The organism is Roseibium aestuarii (genome assembly GCF_008477545.1).
GTDB classification, from domain to species: Bacteria; Pseudomonadota; Alphaproteobacteria; order Rhizobiales; family Stappiaceae; genus Roseibium; species Roseibium aestuarii.
This window is the reverse complement of sequence record NZ_VORA01000005.1, coordinates 40,062-59,267: the sequence shown is the minus strand read 5'-3', so window position 1 is coordinate 59,267 and position 19,206 is coordinate 40,062. Positions and strand designations below refer to the sequence as shown.

18 protein-coding genes and 1 tRNA gene are annotated in these 19,206 nt (G+C 64.2%); 6 read left to right on the top strand and 13 right to left on the bottom strand.

The annotated features are described in order from the left end of the window. Window positions 1-196: 196 nt before the first annotated feature. The 7 genes from FR728_RS15780 to FR728_RS15750 all read right to left on the bottom strand — a co-directional run bounded on the left by FR728_RS15780 (window position 197) and on the right by FR728_RS15750 (window position 7,314). A complete protein-coding gene (locus tag FR728_RS15780) occupies window positions 197-1,069 on the bottom strand; it encodes a CheR family methyltransferase (protein WP_149893705.1) in 873 nt (290 codons plus the stop codon). After that, entirely contained in the window at window positions 1,066-2,265 is a 1,200-nt protein-coding gene (locus FR728_RS15775; RefSeq protein ID WP_149893704.1) for a protein-glutamate methylesterase/protein-glutamine glutaminase, read from the bottom strand. Before FR728_RS15775 ends, FR728_RS15780 begins: the two co-directional genes overlap by 4 nt. Before the next feature lie 39 nt (window positions 2,266-2,304). Continuing rightward, entirely contained in the window at window positions 2,305-2,670 is a 366-nt protein-coding gene (locus tag FR728_RS15770; protein WP_149893703.1) for a response regulator, read from the bottom strand. A 25-nt stretch (window positions 2,671-2,695) separates the two neighbouring features. After that, entirely contained in the window at window positions 2,696-3,178 is a 483-nt protein-coding gene (locus FR728_RS15765; protein ID WP_149893702.1) for a chemotaxis protein CheW, read from the bottom strand. Continuing rightward, complete coding sequence (locus FR728_RS15760; protein WP_149893701.1) at window positions 3,175-5,952, bottom strand: hybrid sensor histidine kinase/response regulator; 2,778 nt, start codon at window positions 5,950-5,952, stop codon at window positions 3,175-3,177. Before FR728_RS15760 ends, FR728_RS15765 begins: the two co-directional genes overlap by 4 nt. 129 nt (window positions 5,953-6,081) lie before the next feature. Continuing rightward, entirely contained in the window at window positions 6,082-6,726 is a 645-nt protein-coding gene (chpT, locus tag FR728_RS15755; protein WP_149893700.1) for a histidine phosphotransferase ChpT, read from the bottom strand. A 102-nt stretch (window positions 6,727-6,828) separates the two neighbouring features. Then, window positions 6,829-7,314: a YHS domain-containing (seleno)protein gene (locus FR728_RS15750; RefSeq protein ID WP_208998866.1), complete on the bottom strand. Its 486-nt coding sequence runs from the start codon at window positions 7,312-7,314 to the stop codon at window positions 6,829-6,831. 224 nt (window positions 7,315-7,538) lie between these two features. On the opposite strand from FR728_RS15750, the gene FR728_RS15745 reads away from it, so the two are divergent. Both FR728_RS15745 and FR728_RS15740 read left to right on the top strand, forming a co-directional pair. After that, window positions 7,539-8,126 (top strand): DUF1134 domain-containing protein, encoded by a 588-nt coding sequence (locus FR728_RS15745; protein ID WP_149893699.1) that lies wholly within the window; start codon window positions 7,539-7,541, stop codon window positions 8,124-8,126. Window positions 8,127-8,272: 146 nt separating this feature from the next. Beyond that, window positions 8,273-9,469, top strand: coding sequence for a hypothetical protein (locus FR728_RS15740; protein WP_149893698.1), 1,197 nt, complete (start codon window positions 8,273-8,275; stop codon window positions 9,467-9,469). Here the strand turns inward: FR728_RS15740 and FR728_RS15735 are convergent, their stop codons facing one another. The 3 genes from FR728_RS15735 to FR728_RS15725 all read right to left on the bottom strand — a co-directional run bounded on the left by FR728_RS15735 (window position 9,470) and on the right by FR728_RS15725 (window position 11,826). Beyond that, window positions 9,470-10,933 carry an amidase gene (locus FR728_RS15735; RefSeq protein ID WP_149893697.1) on the bottom strand — a complete coding sequence of 488 codons (1,464 nt, stop codon included), beginning with the start codon at window positions 10,931-10,933 and terminating at the stop codon, window positions 9,470-9,472. It lies immediately after the preceding gene. Between the two features lie 123 nt (window positions 10,934-11,056). Next, window positions 11,057-11,497, bottom strand: coding sequence for a large conductance mechanosensitive channel protein MscL (gene mscL / locus FR728_RS15730; protein WP_149893696.1), 441 nt, complete (start codon window positions 11,495-11,497; stop codon window positions 11,057-11,059). Window positions 11,498-11,751: 254 nt separating this feature from the next. After that, window positions 11,752-11,826 (bottom strand) — tRNA-Glu (locus tag FR728_RS15725). A 184-nt stretch (window positions 11,827-12,010) separates the two neighbouring features. Here FR728_RS15725 and FR728_RS15720 point away from each other — a divergent pair. Further along, entirely contained in the window at window positions 12,011-12,469 is a 459-nt protein-coding gene (locus FR728_RS15720) for a GFA family protein (protein ID WP_149893695.1), read from the top strand. On the opposite strand, the gene FR728_RS15715 is transcribed toward FR728_RS15720, so the two are convergent. Beyond that, window positions 12,466-12,822: a hypothetical protein gene (locus FR728_RS15715; RefSeq protein WP_149893694.1), complete on the bottom strand. Its 357-nt coding sequence runs from the start codon at window positions 12,820-12,822 to the stop codon at window positions 12,466-12,468. The genes FR728_RS15720 and FR728_RS15715 overlap by 4 nt on opposite strands. A 7-nt stretch (window positions 12,823-12,829) precedes the next feature. Here FR728_RS15715 and FR728_RS15710 point away from each other — a divergent pair, with 7 nt between their 5' ends. The 3 genes from FR728_RS15710 (at window position 12,830) to FR728_RS15700 (ending at window position 17,375) form a co-directional block, all read left to right on the top strand. Next, entirely contained in the window at window positions 12,830-13,846 is a 1,017-nt protein-coding gene (locus FR728_RS15710; RefSeq protein ID WP_208998875.1) for an RluA family pseudouridine synthase, read from the top strand. Window positions 13,847-14,032: 186 nt separating this feature from the next. Then, a complete protein-coding gene (rpoH, locus tag FR728_RS15705; protein WP_149893692.1) occupies window positions 14,033-14,917 on the top strand; it encodes an RNA polymerase sigma factor RpoH in 885 nt (294 codons plus the stop codon). A gap of 172 nt (window positions 14,918-15,089) precedes the next feature. After that, window positions 15,090-17,375: a CHASE2 domain-containing protein gene (locus FR728_RS15700; protein ID WP_244304686.1), complete on the top strand. Its 2,286-nt coding sequence runs from the start codon at window positions 15,090-15,092 to the stop codon at window positions 17,373-17,375. A gap of 72 nt (window positions 17,376-17,447) precedes the next feature. Here the strand turns inward: FR728_RS15700 and FR728_RS15695 are convergent, their stop codons facing one another. Both FR728_RS15695 and FR728_RS15690 read right to left on the bottom strand, forming a co-directional pair. Beyond that, window positions 17,448-18,401: an ABC transporter substrate-binding protein gene (locus FR728_RS15695; RefSeq protein ID WP_149893691.1), complete on the bottom strand. Its 954-nt coding sequence runs from the start codon at window positions 18,399-18,401 to the stop codon at window positions 17,448-17,450. Between the two features lie 26 nt (window positions 18,402-18,427). Further along, window positions 18,428-19,183 (bottom strand): ABC transporter permease, encoded by a 756-nt coding sequence (locus tag FR728_RS15690; RefSeq protein ID WP_149893690.1) that lies wholly within the window; start codon window positions 19,181-19,183, stop codon window positions 18,428-18,430. Window positions 19,184-19,206 lie beyond the last annotated feature (23 nt).

Here is a 19,206-nt window from a genome sequence, read left to right as displayed (position 1 = left end):
GAGAACATGGGGCAGCATCCCATCAGGAAAAGCCCTTAAGGAACCGGTTGCTGGCCATGGTTTTCACGATTTCGCGAGCCCTGCGTGATCGCGCGGAATGGCGGTGTCTCCCCTTCCTGCCATGCCTGCTCCGGACATGCGAAAGCCGGCCACGCAGGGCCGGCTTTGCGAGGGGATCAGAAGGCGCGCCGAGCTGTCAGCGCGTGCCGAGGCTCGAGGCGGCAAAGGCCGGACGGGACACCGTGGCGCTTGCCCCTGAGGGCTTGCGCTGAAACAGGCCGCGCTTTTCCGGCACCGGCTTGAAGGCATCGGTCAGCCCGACCACGGTCTCCGCCGCACCGAGCACCAGATACCCGTCTTCCGGGATCATCTTGGCCAGCCGGTTCAGGACCTCGATCTTGGTCGGCTGGTCGAAATAGATCAGCACGTTGCGGCAGAAGAGAATGTCGAACTCTCCCAGATGGTTGAAGTTCTCCAGCAGGTTCAGCTGACGCCACTCGACCATGGCGCGCAGCGCCGGCGAGATCTGCCACATATCGCCCTTCTGCTCGAAATACTTCAGCAGCATCTGGATCGGCAGGCCGCGCTGAACCTCGAACTGGCTGTAGAGACCGGCCTTGGCCTTCTCCAGCACTTCCTGGGACAGGTCGGTGCCGATGATCCGGGTCCGCCAGCCGCCGAGCTTTGCGGCCGCTTCCTTGATGCAGATCGCCAGCGAATAGGGCTCCTGCCCCGTCGAGGCGGCCGCACACCAGATCTTCAGCGTCCGCTGCGAGGCCCGGCTCTGCAGAAGAGCCGGCAGCATGGTTTCGTTGAAGTGCTCGAAGGGCGTCTTGTCGCGGAAAAAGAAGGATTCGTTCGTCGTCATGGCTTCGACGACATCCGTCTCCAGCTTCCGGTTGCCCGGCCGCTGCAAGGTCTGGATCAGGTTGCTCAACGTTTCGAGCTTGGCGTTGCGTGCAATCGGCAGCAGCCGGCTCTCGACCAGGTACTGCTTGTCATTCGACAGCACGAGCCCGGATCGTTCCTTGAGAAACTTCTTCAGGAACTCGAACTCACTGGCATTCATCGCGTGTTCCCCTTGAGCACCCGAACAATCTTGGGACCGATCTCGTCCAGCGGCAGGACATCGCTGCACATCCCGGTATTGGCCGCAGCACCCGGCATGCCCCACACCACGCTGGACGCTTCGTCCTGGGTGATGATGCTGCCGCCGCCTGCGGCGATGGTCTTCACCCCATCGGCGCCGTCATGACCCATGCCGGTCAGGATGAGGCCGAGGGTTGCCGAGCCGTAGATCTTGGCGACGCTGTCGAACAGCGGGTCGACCGCGGGCTTGCAGAAATTCACCGGCGCGCCATCCGTCAGACGGATCTTCACGGCGCCGCCGTCCTTCTCCAGGATCATGTGCTTGCCGCCCGGCGCCACATAGATCTCGCCCGGACGCAGCACGTCGCCATCAGCCCCTTCCTTGGAGGGGCGTAGGGCCGCCTTGCCCACATGCTCGGCCAGAATGGCCGTGAAGGTGGGGGGCATGTGCTGGGTGATGACCACCGGCACCTCATGCAGAGAGGATCCGATGTCCTTCATCACCTTCTGCAGGGCCTGGGGGCCACCGGTCGAGGATCCGATCGCCAGAATGCGCGGACGCACGCTGGAATAGGGACGCAGCTTGAAGGTCTTCCCTGCAGCAGGCGCAATGGCAGGCGTGCGCAGCGGCGCGGCAGCCAGACGCCCAACCGGCGCTTGGGAGCTGACCCGGCCTGCATTCGTCTCCGCACGCATGCTGCGGGCGGGGCCCCGCATGCGGCGGGCGCGCTGGCCGAGCGCCTTGACCTTCTCGATGAGTTCGCGACGGAAATCGACGGAGGTGGTGACCTCGGAATTGGACTCCGGCTTCGGCACATAGTCCGCCGCACCGAGCGACAGGGCCTTGAGGCTGATCTCCGCATTGCGGCGGGTCAGGGTCGAGGCCATGATCACCACGAGATCCCGCTTCTTGGCCAGCATGAGCGGCAGGGCCGTCATGCCGTCCATTTCCGGCATCTCGATGTCCAGGACCACGACGTCCGGATTGCTCTTCTCGATATCGTCGACCGCCAGCTTGCCGTTCCGGTGGGAACTGACAACCTGCAGGCTTTCATCCGCGTCGAGCCAACGGCTGAGCAGACCGCGGATCACCACCGCGTCATCGACGACCATAACCTTGATGGGGTCAGCGCTGGGTGTCGACCCAGTCGTATAGTTCGTTTGTGCAACAGCCATCAGCCGGATCCATATCTAATTCTTGACGGCATGAAGATTTCAGATGAGGCCAACTTCCTGGAACTTGGCTTCGACAATCTCCCGATCGAACGGCTTCATGATGTATTCGTTGGCGCCGGCGCGGATGGCGCGAGCGATATGGGCCACGTCGTTCTCGGTCGTGCAGAACACGACGACGGGACGTTCGCCGCCTTCCTCGTTGCGCAGGCTGGTCAGGAACTCAAGTCCGTCCATGACCGGCATGTTCCAGTCCAGCAGGATGGCGTCCGGCATGGACTTGCGGCAATGGTCGAGAGCCTGCTGCCCGTCTTCGGCTTCGGCGATCTCGAAGTTCATGTCTTCGAGAATGCGGCGGGCGACTTTACGGATGACGCTCGAGTCATCAACAACAAGACACTGTTTCATTTAGGTTTCTCCCCTTGAGACCTGATCAGGCTGCAGCCATCGGCTCGGTGAACATCGCACCCAGAAGACGTGCCACGTCCAGGATGACCATCAGTCGGCCGTCGAGGCGGTGCACGCCGCCGGAGATCTCGGCCCAGCGCTTGTCGAGGTTGGACGGGTTCGGTTCGGCAGAGCTGGCCGGAAGGTTCAGAACCTCTCCGACGCTGTCGATCATCAGGCCGTAGGATTCCTGCTTGTACTCGATGCCGACGGCCATCATCTGGCCTTCCTTCAGCGGCGGAAGGTGAAGGCGACGACGCATGTTGATGGCGGTGACGATCCGGCCGCGCAGGTTCAGGACACCGGCCACTTCCGGCGCGGAGAGCGGCACGCGAGTGACGCTTTCCGGCACGAAGACGTCATGCACCTGGGAGATCGGCAGACCGAAGAGCTGGCCGCCGATCAACACGGTGACATACTGGATGGTGTCACCGCTGGTGTTGGCCACGGATGTATCCAGCGAGGTCATGCAGCAACTCCCATTTCTCCGGAGAACACGTCTTTCAGGGCGGCAATCAGGCCCGGACGGTCAAACTTTGCGACATAGTCATCGAACCCGGCCTGACGGCCCCGCTCGATGGACGCCGGCGTCACCATGGCCGACAGGGCCAGAACCGGCAGGTTGCGGAAGCGCGGATCCCGGCGCAGGGCTTCGCAGAACTCGAAGCCGTTCATTTCCGGCATCTCGATGTCGCTGACCACGGCCTGGTACTTGCCGCCGTCTTCCAGCAGCTCGAGCGCGGCAGTCGCGGAGGAGCAGGTGGTGACGTCGTAACCGGCAGCCTTCAGGACCGGCGTCAGCATGTTGCGGAAGAACGAGCTGTCGTCGACGAAGAGGATCTTCTTCGTGAGCGCCTGGATGTCCATTTCCTTGCGCATGAACCAGTCTTCGAAGGCCTGCGGCAGGTAGTAGCCCAGATCCAGGATTTCGGTCGCACGGTCTTTGATGACCGCAGAACCGAGCACGCCCGGACGGTCGGAACCGACCTCGATGTTCATGTTGTCCTCGACGATGTCGACGATCTCGTCGACCACGAGGCCCATGGAGCGGCCGCTGTCGGAGAACACCAGCATCGGCTGGGTGCCTTCGATTTTGTGCTGGTCGCCGGCGTTGACATAGACCAGCGGCATCAGCGCACCGCGGTACTGCACCAGGTCGCGGCCGTTGGAGCGCTCGATCTTGGAAACCTCGAACTCTTCCAGACGGGTAACCAGCGACAGCGGCACCGCCTTGGGTTCCGGCGCACCGGCACGGAACAGCAGCAGCGAAATGGTCGAGTTGCTGGTCAGAGCCTTGCGGGCCTGATCGTCGTTCTCGTCTTCCAGCTGCTCTGCAACCGAGCTGGAGGCGTGGCTTGCCATGGCGCTCGCAACCCCGTTCGGGTCGATGATCATGATCACCGAGCCGTCACCCAGAATGGTGTTGCCGGAGAACATGGTCAGGTTGCGCAGCATGGTGGACATGGGCTTGACCACGATTTCTTCCGTATGGAAGACACCGTCGACCACGACGCCGAAGGTCTGGCTGCCGACCTGCATGACAACGATGAAGCCGTTGTCGTCGTCGATCGCCTTTTCCGCGTCCGCACCTTCATAGATGCCGAGCAGCTGGGACAGATGCACCAGCGGCAGCAGCTTGTTGCGCAGGCGCAGGACCGGCGTGTCCTTGATCCGCTCGATGCGGTGTTCGGAGTTGGTCTGCACGCGCACCAGCTCCACCACCGACAGCTGCGGGATCGCGAAGCGGTCGCCGCTGGCCTCGACGATCAGCGTCGAGACGATGGCCAGCGTCAGCGGGATCTTGATGATGAAGGACGTGCCCTTGCCCTGGGTAGAGCGCAGGTCGACCGTACCACCGATCAGCTCGATGTTGTTGCGCACCACGTCCATGCCGACACCGCGGCCGGAGACGCTGGTGACCTTGGCAGCCGTGGAGAAGCCCGCAGCGAAGATGTACTTGTGGATCTGCGCGTCCGACATCTTGTCGACTTCGGATTCGGACGCGAGACCGCGTTCGATCACCTTGGCCTTGATCTTGTCGACGTCCAGACCCTTACCGTCATCGCGCACTTCGATGATGATGTGGCCGCCTTCATGATAGGCAGCAAGGGTGATGGTGCCCTTGTCCGGCTTGCCGGCAGCGCGGCGGTCGGCGGGCATTTCCAGGCCGTGGTCGGCCGAATTGCGGACCATGTGGGTCAGCGGATCCTTGATCATCTCAAGGACCTGGCGATCCAGTTCGGTCTCGGCGCCGATCATTTCAAGTTCGATCGGCTTTTCCAGTTCCTGGCTCAGGTCACGCACGATGCGCGGCAGCTTCTGCCAGGCATTGCCGATCGGCTGCATGCGGGTGGCCATGACGCCTTCCTGCAGCTCGGCCGTCACGTTGGACAGGCGCTGCAGCGGAACCTTGAATTCGCTGTCTTCGTGGCGACGGACGATTTCCAGCAGCTGGTTGCGGGTCAGCACCAGCTCGGACACCATGGTCATCAGGTGTTCGAGAGTATCGACCGCCACGCGGATGGACTGGTTGGAAACCGACGGGCCCTTCTTCTCTTCCGACTTTTCCTGATCACCTGCTTCCAGGCGTTCAGTGCGGGAAGAGCGCGGCTTGGCAGCCGGCTTGGCTTCGGCGACAGGCGCCGGTTCGGCCTCTGCAACAGGCTCGGGAGCCGGTGCGGGGGCAGGGGCGGCAGCTTCGGCGGCGTCATCCACTTCGACGGCGGTTTCGCGGAAAGCCCGCTCCAGCTCGTCGAGAGACACTTCACCGGGACGCAGCGGGCGCTCGAGGGTCTGCTCGGCAGCGACTTCGACCACCGGCTCTTCCACGACCGGCGCCTTGGGCGCGTTCGGGTTGACGGCGCCGGCATCGGTCGACATGCGCTCGAGTTCGGAGATCAGGTCGCTGTCGTCGCCCTGCGGCTCTTCACCTTCGGCCTGTTCCAGGTCGGCGATGATTTCCTTGATCCGGTCGATCGACGACAGGATGAGCGACACCGCTTCCGGCGTGACGGGCACACCCTCGCGGAACTTGCCCATCAGCGTCTCGGCAGCGTGAGCAATACCCTCCAGACGGGGAAGACCGAGGAAGCCGCAGGTGCCCTTGATCGTGTGCACCAGACGGAAAATGTTGTCGAGGATCGTCGCGTTGTTCGGCTCTTGCTCGAACTTCACGAGCTCAACGTCTACGACATCGAGGCTTTCGTTCGTCTCGGTAATAAATTCCCTGAGGAGGTCGTCCATGGCCTGCTCTCACCCGACTGTTACTAAAAACTACCGTCCTTGCGGGCGGCTGGACTGTCGTCCATGGGGCAGAGTGGGCCGAAACAGTTAAGATACGCTGAAGCAGAAAGACCTTTGGGAAGTTGGATTTCACTCAGGCCGTGCGGCCGTAATCCTAACGATTTCCTCATCTTTTGAGATATTGAGGCGCATGCCGCATTCCCGCGCGAGTAGAACTGCGTAGATCGGCTGAACCGAGTGCGCATCAACACGCTCAGGCTCTTCGCCGGAAAGAATATCCGCCATACCAAGAGGAATACGCGGGTTGATGCCCTTGGACTCAAGCGTAAAGGTCGGCGACGCTGCTTCGCCGGTCATGCTCACGGTGATGGTGCCGCCGCGCGGGATGCACTGGTTGGCGATCAGGATCAGGTTGAGCAGAAGCTTGACCAGGTTCTTCGGCATGTAGGCGCGCTGCAGCTCCCACACGAGGTCCGACTTCTCGTTCTCCATGAAGCCCATCGCGACCGACTGGGCATCGCCGAGATCGATCTCCATGCCGGCCGATCCCGCAGCCCCGAAGGCCAGGCGCGCGAACTGCAGCTTGGCCGAGGCCTGACGGGCACTCTTGCGGATCAGGTCCATGGCGAATTCGCGCATATCCTCCGCCGGATCCTCGTCCAGGACTTCCAGACCGTTGGTAATGGCCCCGACCGGCGAGATGATGTCGTGACACACGCGGCTTGCGACCAGCGCGGACAGGTCCATGGCGGAAAGTTCTTTGAGTTCAGGCATGGCGCGTCAGGGCTCTTCTGGATGCGGGTCGTCTGGGACGATTCGGTTAACCATGTTCAGGGATACATTGACAAGAGCCCCCTGCCAAGCCGCGCAGCCCCCTCACCGTCCGGCCTGACACCCCACGCGCGCCGCATGTTCCTGCGCGGCGGCCATGTTGGCCTCCGGATTGGCGAGGAAGAGAAAACGGTTCACATCCGAATGGAAGAGCAGCAGCTGATTGCGATAGATCGCGAAGATCGTGGGATTTCCGGCTGACGCAAACCCCAAGGCCAGAGAATGGGCCGCACAGCCCGCAAAGGCAGGCGCATAAGTGGTTGGCGAGGCTTCAAAAGCCGCACGATTGCCCTGATTGACGAAGACCCAGCGCGCCCCCGCCCAATAGAGCTCGTACTGCCGCTTTCCCGCCCGCGGCCGCTTGTCGACGAAATAGGCCACCGGATCCCGCCCGCCCAGCGCATATCCGCTGATCGGATCGGGGACAAAAAGCTGGGGACGGGCCCGGGCCGAAGACCCTGCGTCGGCGAGGACCAGGGCAAGGGTCGCCAGCAGCCACAGGATTGTCTCAATTCTTGGCGACTTTTTCATTGCTTCGACCCGGTTGTCCTGATTCCCTGTAGGCGATTCGTCTGTCCTCTTGCACAGTCTACCAAATCGGACGGGGAAACAGATCGATCCGGTTGATGGTCATGTGGCACCGCCTGCGGACCGGACGTCCGGTCGATCGGAAGCCGTCCGGCTGTCCTTCCCTGTGCCCTGCTTCGAGTTTGCGTTCCGGAAACGTCCCTTTACAACAAAACGCGAGACCAACGATGCTCCGCACCCTCAAGGCCCTGGTTGCCGCCGCCGTGATCTCCCTCTCTGCCGCCATGTCTGCCGCCCTGGCGCCTGCGGCTCACGCCCAGAACGCCGGCTCCACGACCTATTCCTCCGACGAGATCATCAACACCGGCCACAAGTTCTTCGGCTCCGTGTCCGGCGGACTGGCCTCGGTGATCGAGAAGGCCTTTTCCCAATATGGTGAGCCCAACGGCTACATTCTCGGCGAGGAAGGCTCCGGAGCGATCGTGGCCGGCGCGCGCTATGGCGAAGGCAGCCTCTACACGCGCAACGCCGGCACCCACAAGATCTTCTGGCAGGGCCCGTCCCTGGGCTGGGACTTCGGCGGTGATGGCGCCCGCGTCATGATGCTCGTCTACAATCTGCCCTCGGTGAACGCGATCCACACCCGCTATGTCGGCGTGAATGGCTCGGCCTATCTGGTCGGCGGCGTGGGCATGACCGTTCTGGCCGCCAACAATGTGGTGGTCGTCCCGGTCCGCTCCGGTGTGGGCGCCCGTCTCGGCGTCAACGTGGGCTACCTCAAGTTCACGCCCAAGCCGACCTGGAACCCGTTCTGATCCGCCACGGGCGGGCCCGTTCCGCCCGCAGCCGCCGGTGCGGACCGGTTGCGTGCGGTCTTGGCCTCGGGCTCGGGCTCGGTTAATGATGGAAGGCAGAGAGTAGCCTTTCCGGACGACGGAGTTCGACCTTGATCGAAGCTGGAATGTTTGTAGCGCTCGGCTTTTGCGTCGCGGTCCTGCTCGGGCTGGCGATCATGCCTGCCTTCTACAAGCGCGCGGTGCGGCTGACCCGCGACGCCATTCTGGCCGTCAATCCGGCGTCCTACGCCGAAGTGCGCGCCGCTCAGGATTTCGAACGCGCCCAGCATGCCCTCGCCCTGCGCAAGGTGGAGCGGGCGCTGGACCACGAGCGGGAGGTTGCGACCCGTGAGCGCGCCGAGGCCGGCCGACTGAGGGCCTTGGCCGAGACCCTGTCGCGGGATCTGGAAGAGACGGGCAACAAGCTGAAAAAGCAGAAGAAGCGCAAGGGCGACGACACCGAAGCCGTTCCGGACACCGGGACCGCCGACCAGACCGCGCTGGCGGATCTCCGGCAGCGCCTCGACGAGACGGAAGAGGCCCTTGCCCGCACCCAGGCCGATCTCGATCTGGCACGCCTGCGCGACGGCGGCGACGATGCCGACTGGAAGCCGGCCACCGACACCATGACCCTGGCGACGATCACCGGACTGGAATCCCAGATCGCCACCCTGAAGGGGCGTCTGGCGGCCTATGAACAGGGCCAGACACCGGACGAGACGCATTCCATCGAGGATGTGGCGGAGCTGGCCGAGGCCCGCGCCTGGGCGAGCCGACTGGAAGCGGATCTGGTGGACGCGGAAGCCCGCTACATTTCCGCTCAGGCCGAAGTCACCCGCCTCGCCGTCCAGCTGGAACAGAGCACAGCCCCGGCAGACGAGCAGCAGCAGACCCTGCAGCGCGACCTCAAGTGGGCCGACAATGAGACCGCCCGCCTGACCGCCCTGGTGCGCGAGAGGGAGCGCGCCTTGAAGCGCACCACCTCCAAGCTGCAGCGCCTGCGCGCAGACCTCAAGCGCAGTCCGGAACTGGCGGGTCTCCGGGCCGATCTCCTGGCCCTCAGCCGCGGACTTCTGGAGCAGAAGACCGGGCCGCAGACCTCCTCTGCGCCCGAGCCGACACCCGTCGTCGAGGCCCCGGTGCTCGCCTCCGCCAGCTCCCTACTCGGCCGGATCGTCAAGGCCAGCATCGCCAATGCCCCGGATCAGGCAACCACCGCCTCCACCGAGACGGCAGAGAACGGTGCGGTGTCTGACATGGCAGCTAGCCCCGCAGCTCCCGAGAAGACCGGTGGCCGCTCGAAGGCCAAGAGCGTCGCCTGATCAGTCCTGCTTCAGGACCGGCACCTTGCCGTCAAGACCGGAAAACGGCCCCTTGCGCCCTGCCGCCTCATAGGCTGCCGCCAGCGCCAGCGTCTCACCGTCTGCCCGTGGGCGCCCGATGATCTGCACCCCCATGGGCAGCCCTTCGGCGGACAGACCTGCAGGAACGGCGGCGACCGGCAGCCCCACCAGGCTCGCCGCAATGACCACTTCCATCCAGCGGTGATAGGTATCCATGCGCCGTCCGGCGATCTCCTCCGGCCAGCGGGCGTGGACATCGAAGGGGAAGACCTGAGCACTGGGCAACACCAGGGCGTCGAACCGGTCGAACAGCCTCACGAGACACTCGAACCAGCGGCTGCGAATGTCCGTAGCCCGGGCCACGTCATCGAGCGTGATGCGACGGCGGTTCTCCAGCTCCCACAGGGCCTGCGGGCCAAGCATCGCGAGCTTCTCCGCATCCTCTGCCAGCGGCAGCAGACGGAAGCCGGTCGAGAAGGAGCGCAGCACCGTCCAGGAGAACCAGAGGTCCGCCATGTCGAACTCCGGCACCAGGTCCTCCACCTCGACGCCAGCGGCGGCGAAGATCGCCCGCCCCTGATCGCAAGTCTCCAGGATGCCCGGCTCCATCGGCAGATAGCCGCCCAGATCCCCCAGCCAGGCAACCCGCGCGCGTTGCCCTCCCGCCGCGCAGTCCTTCAGCGCCGCAAGGGGTCCATCAAGGCAGAGAGGATCGAACCGGTCGGCGCCGGACATGGTGTCGAGCAGGGCCGCCATGTCGGCAACCGTGCGCCCCATCGGCCCGGAGGTCGCGAGTTGCGAGAAATAGAGATCCTTCGCGCCCGGGTTCGGAATGCGCCCGTAGCTCGGACGGAAGCCATAGACCCCGTTGAACGCCGCCGGATTGCGCAAGGACCCCATCATGTCGCTGCCATCGGCGACGGGCAGGAGACCGAGGCTGAGCGCCACGGCTGCCCCGCCGCTCGACCCGCCCGCGCTGCGCGTCGTGTCGAAGGCATTGCGCGCCGGGCCGAAGACCCGGTTGGTGGTGTGGGAGCCGAAGCCCATCTCCGGCGTGTTGGTCTTGCCGATCAGGATCGCCCCTGCGGCGCGGATCCGCGCCACATGCAGCTCATCCCGGGTGGAGACATGATCCTTGTAGAGCAGCGAGCCCCAGGTGCAGGGCAAGCCCGCCGCCTCGGACAGGTCCTTGATGGCAAAGGGGAAGCCGTGAAGCCACCCGCGCGAGCGTCCGTCCGCCAGCTCCGCGTCGGCTCGGCCGGCCTCGGCAAGAAGCTCTTCCCGCGGACGCAGGCTGACGATGGCATTGTGAGCCGGATTGACGGCGTCGATCCGCTCGAGCGCGGCCTCCATGACCTGTGTGCAGGTCAGACGGCGCTCATGAAGGGCAGCGGACAGACCGAGGGCGGGCAGGTCGAGCGATTGCGAAGCTGAAATGGTCATGAGATCCCGGCAAGGCCAGAGGAAGGGGGCGTGGAGCCCCGAGCCTAGCCAATGCCGGAAGCCGGTTCAAGAAACCCGGCACGAGGGAAAGGGAGCGCGAGACAGGTCGCGCTCCCGCCTGTCTCACGGATTGCGGGCGGCAAGCTGGTTGCGGATGTCGATCAGCACGTCGAGCTCGGTCGGCGCGGCAGGCTTGGCGGGTGCTTCCGGCTCGGGCTTGGCTTCGACCTCGTCCCGGATCTTGTTCACGGCCTTCACCAGCATGAAGACCACGAAGGAGATGATGAGGAAGTTGATGCAGGCGGTCAGAAACGCGCCATAGGCGAAGATGGCAGCCCCGCTGTCCCGGGCAGCATCGAGCCCCGCACCCGCCGGCACGTCGCCCGACAGGACCACATACATGGAGGTGAAGTCGATGCCGCCGATGATCAGACCGATGATCGGATTGATCAGGTCGTTCACAAGGCTCTGGACAATGGCGGTGAAGGCCGCGCCGATGATGATCCCGACGGCGAGATCCATCACGTTGCCCTTGGCGATGAAATTGCGGAATTCCTTGAGCATGATGAAGGCCCCCTGATGCCGAGGCCGGATGTCGGCCCCTGATCCTCCTTCATGCCCTCCCTCCGCACGTTCCGCAACGTCGAATCCACCAGAATCTGCGCAAGACACGCAAGGGAACACCCGGCTGCAGAGCAAACGCGCGCATGCGATCAGCGATCGTAAAGGCAGGAAGACGAAGTGGGAAAGGAGGCCGAATGACAGGGCGCAGGCTTGATCGAGCCGCAGCTTTGCACCTGATCTTCGGGGGAGAAGAATGGTACGCCCAAGGGGAATCGAACCCCTGTTTTCGCCGTGAAAGGGCGACGTCCTAACCGCTAGACGATGGGCGCATCCGAGGTCGAGAACTTTGTCTCAACCCGATGAGCGGGGATATAAATTGCCTTCCCGGACCGCGCAACCCCAAAATCACGAAAAATCGAAACCGGCCTGTTCATAACTTTTTCGGGCGCGGAAATTCGCGGATTTTCGGGCCATGATGACAGCAGAAAAGTTATTCACAGGCGAGGTCAGACGATGAAATGCGAAGCCGTGATCCGCGACGGGATCGATGCCGGGCGCTGCGACTACACAGGTGCATGTCATTGCGGGGCCGTGCGTTTTCGCGTCAGGCTGAGCCAGGGCCTTGCCACCGCGCGCCGCTGCAACTGCTCCTATTGCCGGATGCGCGGCGCCGTGGCCGTCTCTGCAGCGCTTGCCGATTTCGAGATCCTGGAAGGGGCGGAGAAGCTCACGCTCTATCAGTTCAACACGGGCGCTGCGAAACACCATTTCTGCGCCGTCTGCGGGATCTACACACATCACCAGCGCCGGTCGGACCCGACCCAGTTCGGCATCAACGCCGCCTGTCTGGAGGGTCTCAGCCCCTTCGACTTTGCCGAGGTCCCCGTGACCGAGGGGGTCAATCACCCCAATGACGCGAAGGGCAAGGATCGCTCGCCCTTCGCCGGCATGCTGAGCTATCGCGATCTTTAACGGTTGAGGAACCGGGTCTTGCCGAGAACCTCGCCGCTCGACGGATCCGCATAGACGATCATCCGGCTGCCTTCGTCCTCGACGAGAAGCACCAGCCGTCCCTCGCTCAGGGAGACCTGAAGCACCTGGCCCGCACCGCCAAGGGAAATGGTGGATGCAATGGCATCGCGCGAGGCACTGTCGTCAGCGGCATTGATCTTGTAGAAGATTGCTGCGAAGACGGCGATGAAACCCGCGAACATCACCAGGGACGATCCGGCAAGCAGCCGTTTCAGCTTGGTCTGAATGCGCAGGGTCGCCGGATCAAGCGGCGCGTCGTCCGCCTGCTGGCCATTGAAATCAGGTTGTGTCATGAACGAGATGTCTCCAGAAGACCGCGGCGAGGAGCTGTCGGACTTCGCTTACAAGGTTGCTGCGGACGATGCCGGCAAGCGGCTCGATGCCGTTCTGGCCGGCCAGCTCGACACCATCAGCCGAAATCGGGTCCAGGCCCTGATCAAGGCCGGCGAAGTGACCGTGAATGGCGGCAAGATAGTTGAGGCCAAATACCGGGTCAACGAAGGGGACGAGCTGGTTCTCGTCCTGCCCGAGCCCGAGGACGCCGATCCCCAGCCCGAGGACATTCCGATCACCGTGGTCTACGAGGACGAGCATCTGATCGTCGTCGACAAGCCTGCCGGTCTCGTCGTCCATCCGGGCGCCGGCAACTGGACCGGCACCCTGGTCAACGCGCTGCTGCACCATTGCGGCGACAGCCTGGCCGGCATCGGCGGGGTCAAGCGCCCGGGCATCGTGCACCGCATCGACAAGGACACCAGCGGCCTGCTGGTGGTCGCCAAGACCGACCTCGCCCATCAGGGCCTTTCCGCCCAGTTCGCCGACCACGGCCGGACCGGCCCGCTGGAACGGGCTTATTCCGCCCTCGTCTGGGGTGCGCCGGCGAGCCTGAAGGGCACCATCGACGCCAACCTGGCCCGCTCCAATGCCAACCGTCTGAAGATCGCCGTCGTCAAGACCAGCGGCCGCCACGCCATCACCCACTGGCAGGTGAAGGAGCGTTACGGCCCTGAGGACGAACCGCCGCTGGCCTCCCTGATAGAATGCCGCCTGGAAACCGGACGCACCCACCAGATCCGCGTTCACATGGCCCATATCGGGCATCCGCTGATCGGCGACGACGATTATGGCGCGGGCTACAAGACCAAGGTCAACCGTCTGGATGAACCGCTGAAATCCACGGTCGCCGGCTTCTCCCGTCAGGCGCTCCATGCGGGGCTGCTCGCCTTCGAGCATCCGGCCACCGGTGAGACCATGCGCTTCGAGAGCGATTATCCCGCTGATTTCGCGGAACTTCTCGAGACATTACGAAAATTTTAGACCGCGTGATCGGCCCGAACCCCTGCAATTTGCGCTAGGGCACTTATATTAGGGGTTCGCGGGCCGTGAGGAACGGCCGCGAGTGTCTTGCGTTTGCCTCGCAAACCGGACGGGATCCGTGCCGACAGGGCGGATCTCTCCGACAAGGAGCAAACGAATTCATTCGGGTGAAAGGGGGCGCATTTCATGGCCCAGAACGTACCGACACTGGTAGCCGGCGAGGGTGGGCTCAGCCGCTATCTTGACGAGATCCGCAAGTTTCCCATGCTCCAGCCGCAGGAAGAGTACATGCTCGCCAAGCGCTACAAGGAGCATGACGATCCGGAAGCTGCCGAGAAGCTCGTGACTTCCCACCTCCGTCTCGTGGCGAAGATCGCCATGGGCTATCGCGGCTATGGCCTGCCCATCGGCGAGGTCGTGTCCGAAGGCAACGTCGGCCTGATGCAGGCCGTCAAGCGCTTCGAGCCCGACAAAGGCTTCCGCCTGGCAACCTATGCCATGTGGTGGATCAAGGCCGCCATTCAGGAATACATCCTGCGCTCGTGGTCCCTCGTGAAGATGGGCACCACCGCCAATCAGAAGCGCCTCTTCTTCAACCTGCGCCGCCTCAAGGGCAAGATTCAGGCGCTGGAAGAGGGCGATCTGAAGCCGGACCAGGTGCGGGAAATCGCCACCAAGCTCGGGGTGAGCGAAGAGGAAGTCATCTCGATGAACCGCCGTCTGGGCGGGGATGCGAGCCTCAACGCCCCGATCCGCGCCGAAGCGGATGCGGGCGAGTGGCAGGACTGGCTCGTCGACGAAAATGACAGCCAGGAAGAACTGCTCGCCAACCAGGAAGAGCTGGACATGCGCCGCCAGATGCTGGCCAGCGCCATGGATGTTCTGAACGAGCGCGAACGCCGCATCTTTGAGGCGCGCCGCCTCTCTGAAGACCCGATGACGCTTGAGGACCTCTCCGGCGAATTCGGCGTCAGCCGCGAGCGCGTGCGCCAGATCGAGGTCCGCGCCTTCGAGAAGGTGCAGAAGGCGGTTCAATCCAGCGCCCGCGAAATGGGCGCAAGCCCGGCCTGATCGCCGGGCGCGAACTTCCCAAAAAACGAGTCCTTGACGACCCCGCAGCACAACCCCGCTGCGGGGTCTTCTGTTTCCGTCTCCCCGTCCGGAAATCTGTCGCAATGGGAGCCGCCCCCTCGACAGCCCCGGCCTTGCAAGCCCGTCACCGGCCCCCTACCCTGTCGCCCGCATGGACGACGCGACCCGCGACGGGATGGAAGGGGCCTTGAAGGGCATGGCTGCGGTCTGGAAACACATCCTGTCGAAACGGGCGCTGATTGCCGTCACCTCGGTGACGCTCCTGACCGTCCTCACCCTGCTGCGCGCCGCCGATCCGGAATTCCTCGCCTCCGTTCGCGAGCTGACCTTCGACAGCTACCAGCGTCTCGCCCCGCGCGACTATGGCGATCCGCCGGTACGCATCGTCGACATCGACGAGGAAACCCTCAACGCCTTCGGCCAGTGGCCCTGGCCGCGCACGCGCCTGGCGGAAATGACGCGGATCCTCAACGAGCTGGGGGCGGCGGCCATCGCCTTTGACGTGATCTTCTCCGAGCCCGACCGCTCCTCGCCCCCCAATATCGCCAAGACCATTCAGTTCGAGAACAAGGTGCACGAGGAGTTCATCATCGGCACCCTCTCGTCGCTTGCCGACAATGATGCCGCCTTTGCAGAGGCCATCGCCGAAGCCCCGGTGGTGCTGGGCTTCGCCACCGTCGGCAAGGCGACGGGCCGCGCGCCGCAGCCCAAGGCCTCCTTCGCCCATGCGGGCACCGATCCGGTCACCTTCCTGAAGCCGGAGCCCGCCCTTCTCCCCGCCCTCGACATGCTGGAAGCCCGGGCCAGCGGCACCGGCAGTGTGTCCCTGTCTTCTGCCGACACGCGCGGCATCGTGCGGCGTATTCCGCTGATCCTTTCGGACGGGGAAAGGCTCTATCCGAGCCTCGCGGCCGAAACCCTGCGTGTGGCCCAGGGCGCGAGCAGCATCATCGTTCGCTCCACCGGGGCCTCGGGACAGGTGGACAGCGGCGCCGACGCCGTCACCGCCGTGAAGATCGGCGCCTATGAAGTGCCCACCACGGCGGATGGGGAGTTCTGGGTCCGCTACGACACGGACCGCCCGGAGCGCTATCTCTCCGCACGCCATCTCTTCGATCCTGCCTTGCGCGATCAGGTGCGCCCCTGGGTCGAGGGGCAAATCGTGCTGGTCGGAACCTCCGCGGTCGGTCTTCTCGACATTCGCGCCACGGCCCTCGGTCAGGTGGTTCCCGGCGTCTCGATCCATGCCCAGGCGCTGGAGCAGATCCTGCAAGAGGTCTACATCAGCCGCCCCGACTGGGCGGATGGGGCGGAAACCCTCGTCACCTTCGTCGTCGGGTCGCTGGTCATCTTCGCCTTTCCGGCCCTCGGCTCCATCGGCACCGCCCTGCTCGGCGCCGCCATCGCCACGCTCCTCATGGGCGGCTCGGCCCTGCTCTTCTTCGAGGAAGGGCTGCTGATCGACCCGGTCTATCCGAACATCGCCGCCTTCCTGGTCTTTGCCACGGCCACCGCCATTCTCTACGTGATCACCGAGCGGGAGAAACGCTTCGTCCGGCAGGCCTTCGGCCAGTATCTGTCGCCCCATCTGGTCAACCAGCTGGAGAGCTCGCCGGAGCAGCTGGTGCTGGGCGGCGACCTGCGCGACATGACCATCCTCTTCATGGACGTGCGCGGCTTCACGCCCATTTCCGAGCAGCTCACGCCGCAGGAACTGGTCAGCTTCCTCAACACCCTGCTCTCGCCCCTCTCGGACGTAATCCTGAGCAAGGACGGCACCATCGACAAGTATATCGGCGACAGCATCATGGCCTTCTGGAACGCGCCGCTGCTCCAGACCGATCATCCGCGTCTCGCCTGCCGCGCGGGTCTGGCCATGCTGGAACGGCTCGACGCCCTGAACCGGGACGACGGCTTCGGTTTCCGCGCCCGGGGTTTCAAGGTCCAGAGCGTGCAGATCGGCATCGGCATCAACACCGGCGAGGCCTGTGTCGGCAACATGGGCTCGGACCAGCGCTTCAACTATTCGGTCATCGGCGATGCGGTGAATGTGGCCTCGCGCATCGAATCCAGCTGCAAGGAGGCGGGCGCCGACCTGCTCGTCTCCGCCGCCACCCGAGACGCCGTGCCCGACTTCGCCTATCTGGAAGCCCGCGAGATCCCGCTGAAAGGCAAGAGCGAGCCCGTCCGCCTCTTCGCGCTGATCGGCGACGAGACCCTCGCCGCCCAGCCTCCCTTCCAGGAGTTGTCCCATACCCATCAGGCCATGATCGACGCCTGGCGCGAAGGCCGCGCCGAGGATGCCCGCGCGCATCTCGACACCTGCCGGACCCTGGCACCCGAGCGGCTGACGGGCTTCTACGGCCAGTTCGCCCGCGCCTTTGCCACGACCGACGTCGACCGATCCCCGGCGCTTGCCCCTCTCGCCGAAACCTGAAGACAAAAGAGGCGGGGCAACCCGTCCGGTCGCCCCGCCTCGAAAGTCCTGTCGCCTGGAATCGGTGAGCCGTCAGCGCAGCGTGGTCGCGTAGGTCTCGACCGGAACGGCGGTCTTGATCAGACCCGCTTCCAGCAGGAAATCGGCGAAGCGCTCGTAGCGGCCCTTGTCGAGTGCCGCCGGGCTCTTGGCAAAGCGCGGCAGCGTGTCGGCCCAGGCGCGCTCGTTGAGCTCGTCCTTGAGGTTCGGATAGGTCTCCACAAAGGCGTCCCAGGCCGCATCCGGATGATTGGTCAGATAGATGGTCGCTGCCTCGATGGCCGCCAGGAACTTCGGCAGGCGCGGATCGTCCAGCTTGTCCTTGTGGGCCAGATAGATCAGCTCGTCATAGACAGGCACGCCGTTTTCCTCCGGATAGAACGCAAGGCCCGCATGACCTTCCAGCTCGAGCTGGGTCAGTTCGAAATTGCGATAGCCGCCGATGACCGCATCCACCTGACCGGAGAGCAGCGCCGGCGACAGGGCGAAGTTGACGTTGATGAGCTCCACGTCATCCAGGGTCAATCCGGCCTTCTTCAGCATGGCGCCCAGCATGGCATCCTCGAAGCCGGAGACGGAGAAGCCGATCTTCTTGCCCTTCAGGTCGGGAAGTTCCTTCACCGGACCATCCTTCAGGACGATCAGGCTGTTGAGCGGCGTGGCGACCAGCGTGCCGATGCGCACGACCGGCAGACCTTCCTCGATCTGGGCATTGAGGGTCTGCTGATAGGACACGGCAATGTCGCCCTGTCCGGCGGCAAGCAGCTTCGGCGGCATGGCCGGATCGGCCGGCTCCACCAGCTCCACATCCAGCCCTTCGGCCGCGAAGAAGCCCTTGGCGACGGCGGTGACCAGCGGGGCATGGTCCGGGTTGACGAACCAGTCGAGCAGGACGGTCAGCTTTTCATTGGCCTGAGCCGTGCCGGCAAGCGGCAGTCCGGCCACCAGAAGCCCGGCCGCAAGGGTCAGGGATTTCAGAAGTTTCATGGGTTTCCTCCTAGGGACGTGGCAGGTCAGGTCTCCGCCTGCCAGTGAACGAGGCGGCGGGTCGAGCGGTCGACCACGGCGCGCAGGACAAGAACCATCAGGGCCAGCAGGATCAGGGCGGCGAACATCACGTCCGTCTGCATCCGCGCGTTGCTCTGAAGCATGATGAAGGCGAGCCCGCCCTTGGCGCCGACCCACTCGCCGACAATGGCGCCGATGGGGGCGAAGACGGCGGCAATCCGGATACCGGAAGCCAGCGCCGGCAGAGCGGCGGGCAGGCGGAACAGACGCAGCTCGGTGAAGCGGGAGACCCGATAGAGCCGGGCCAGATCGACCAGCCCCGCGTCCATGCGCGTCAACCCGTCATAAAAGGCCGAGGTCACGGCGAAGAAGATCACCAGCACGGCCATGACGATCTTGGAGGCAAGACCAAACCCCAGCCACAGCACGAGAATAGGGGCGATGGCGAAGACCGGCAGCGCCTGAGTGACAAGAATAGCAGGCAGAAGCCCCCGGCGCACCAGAGGCGAGACCCAGAGAAGCAGAGCCACGACGATCCCGGCTGCAACGCCGAAGACGAAGCCGAGCAGCGTCTCGCCCAGGGTCAGTGCCGCATGGTGCAGCAGGAAGTCCCACCGCTGCGCGAAGGCGCTCAGAACCCTTGCCGGTGACGGCAGCATGAAGGGCGGCAACGCGAAGAGACGCACGATGCCGTCCCAGAGCGCGACGAACAGCCCAAGCCCGAGGGCGAAACGACCAAGGCGGACAAGAAGATGCTTCATGTCGGCACCCCGTCGCGACGTCG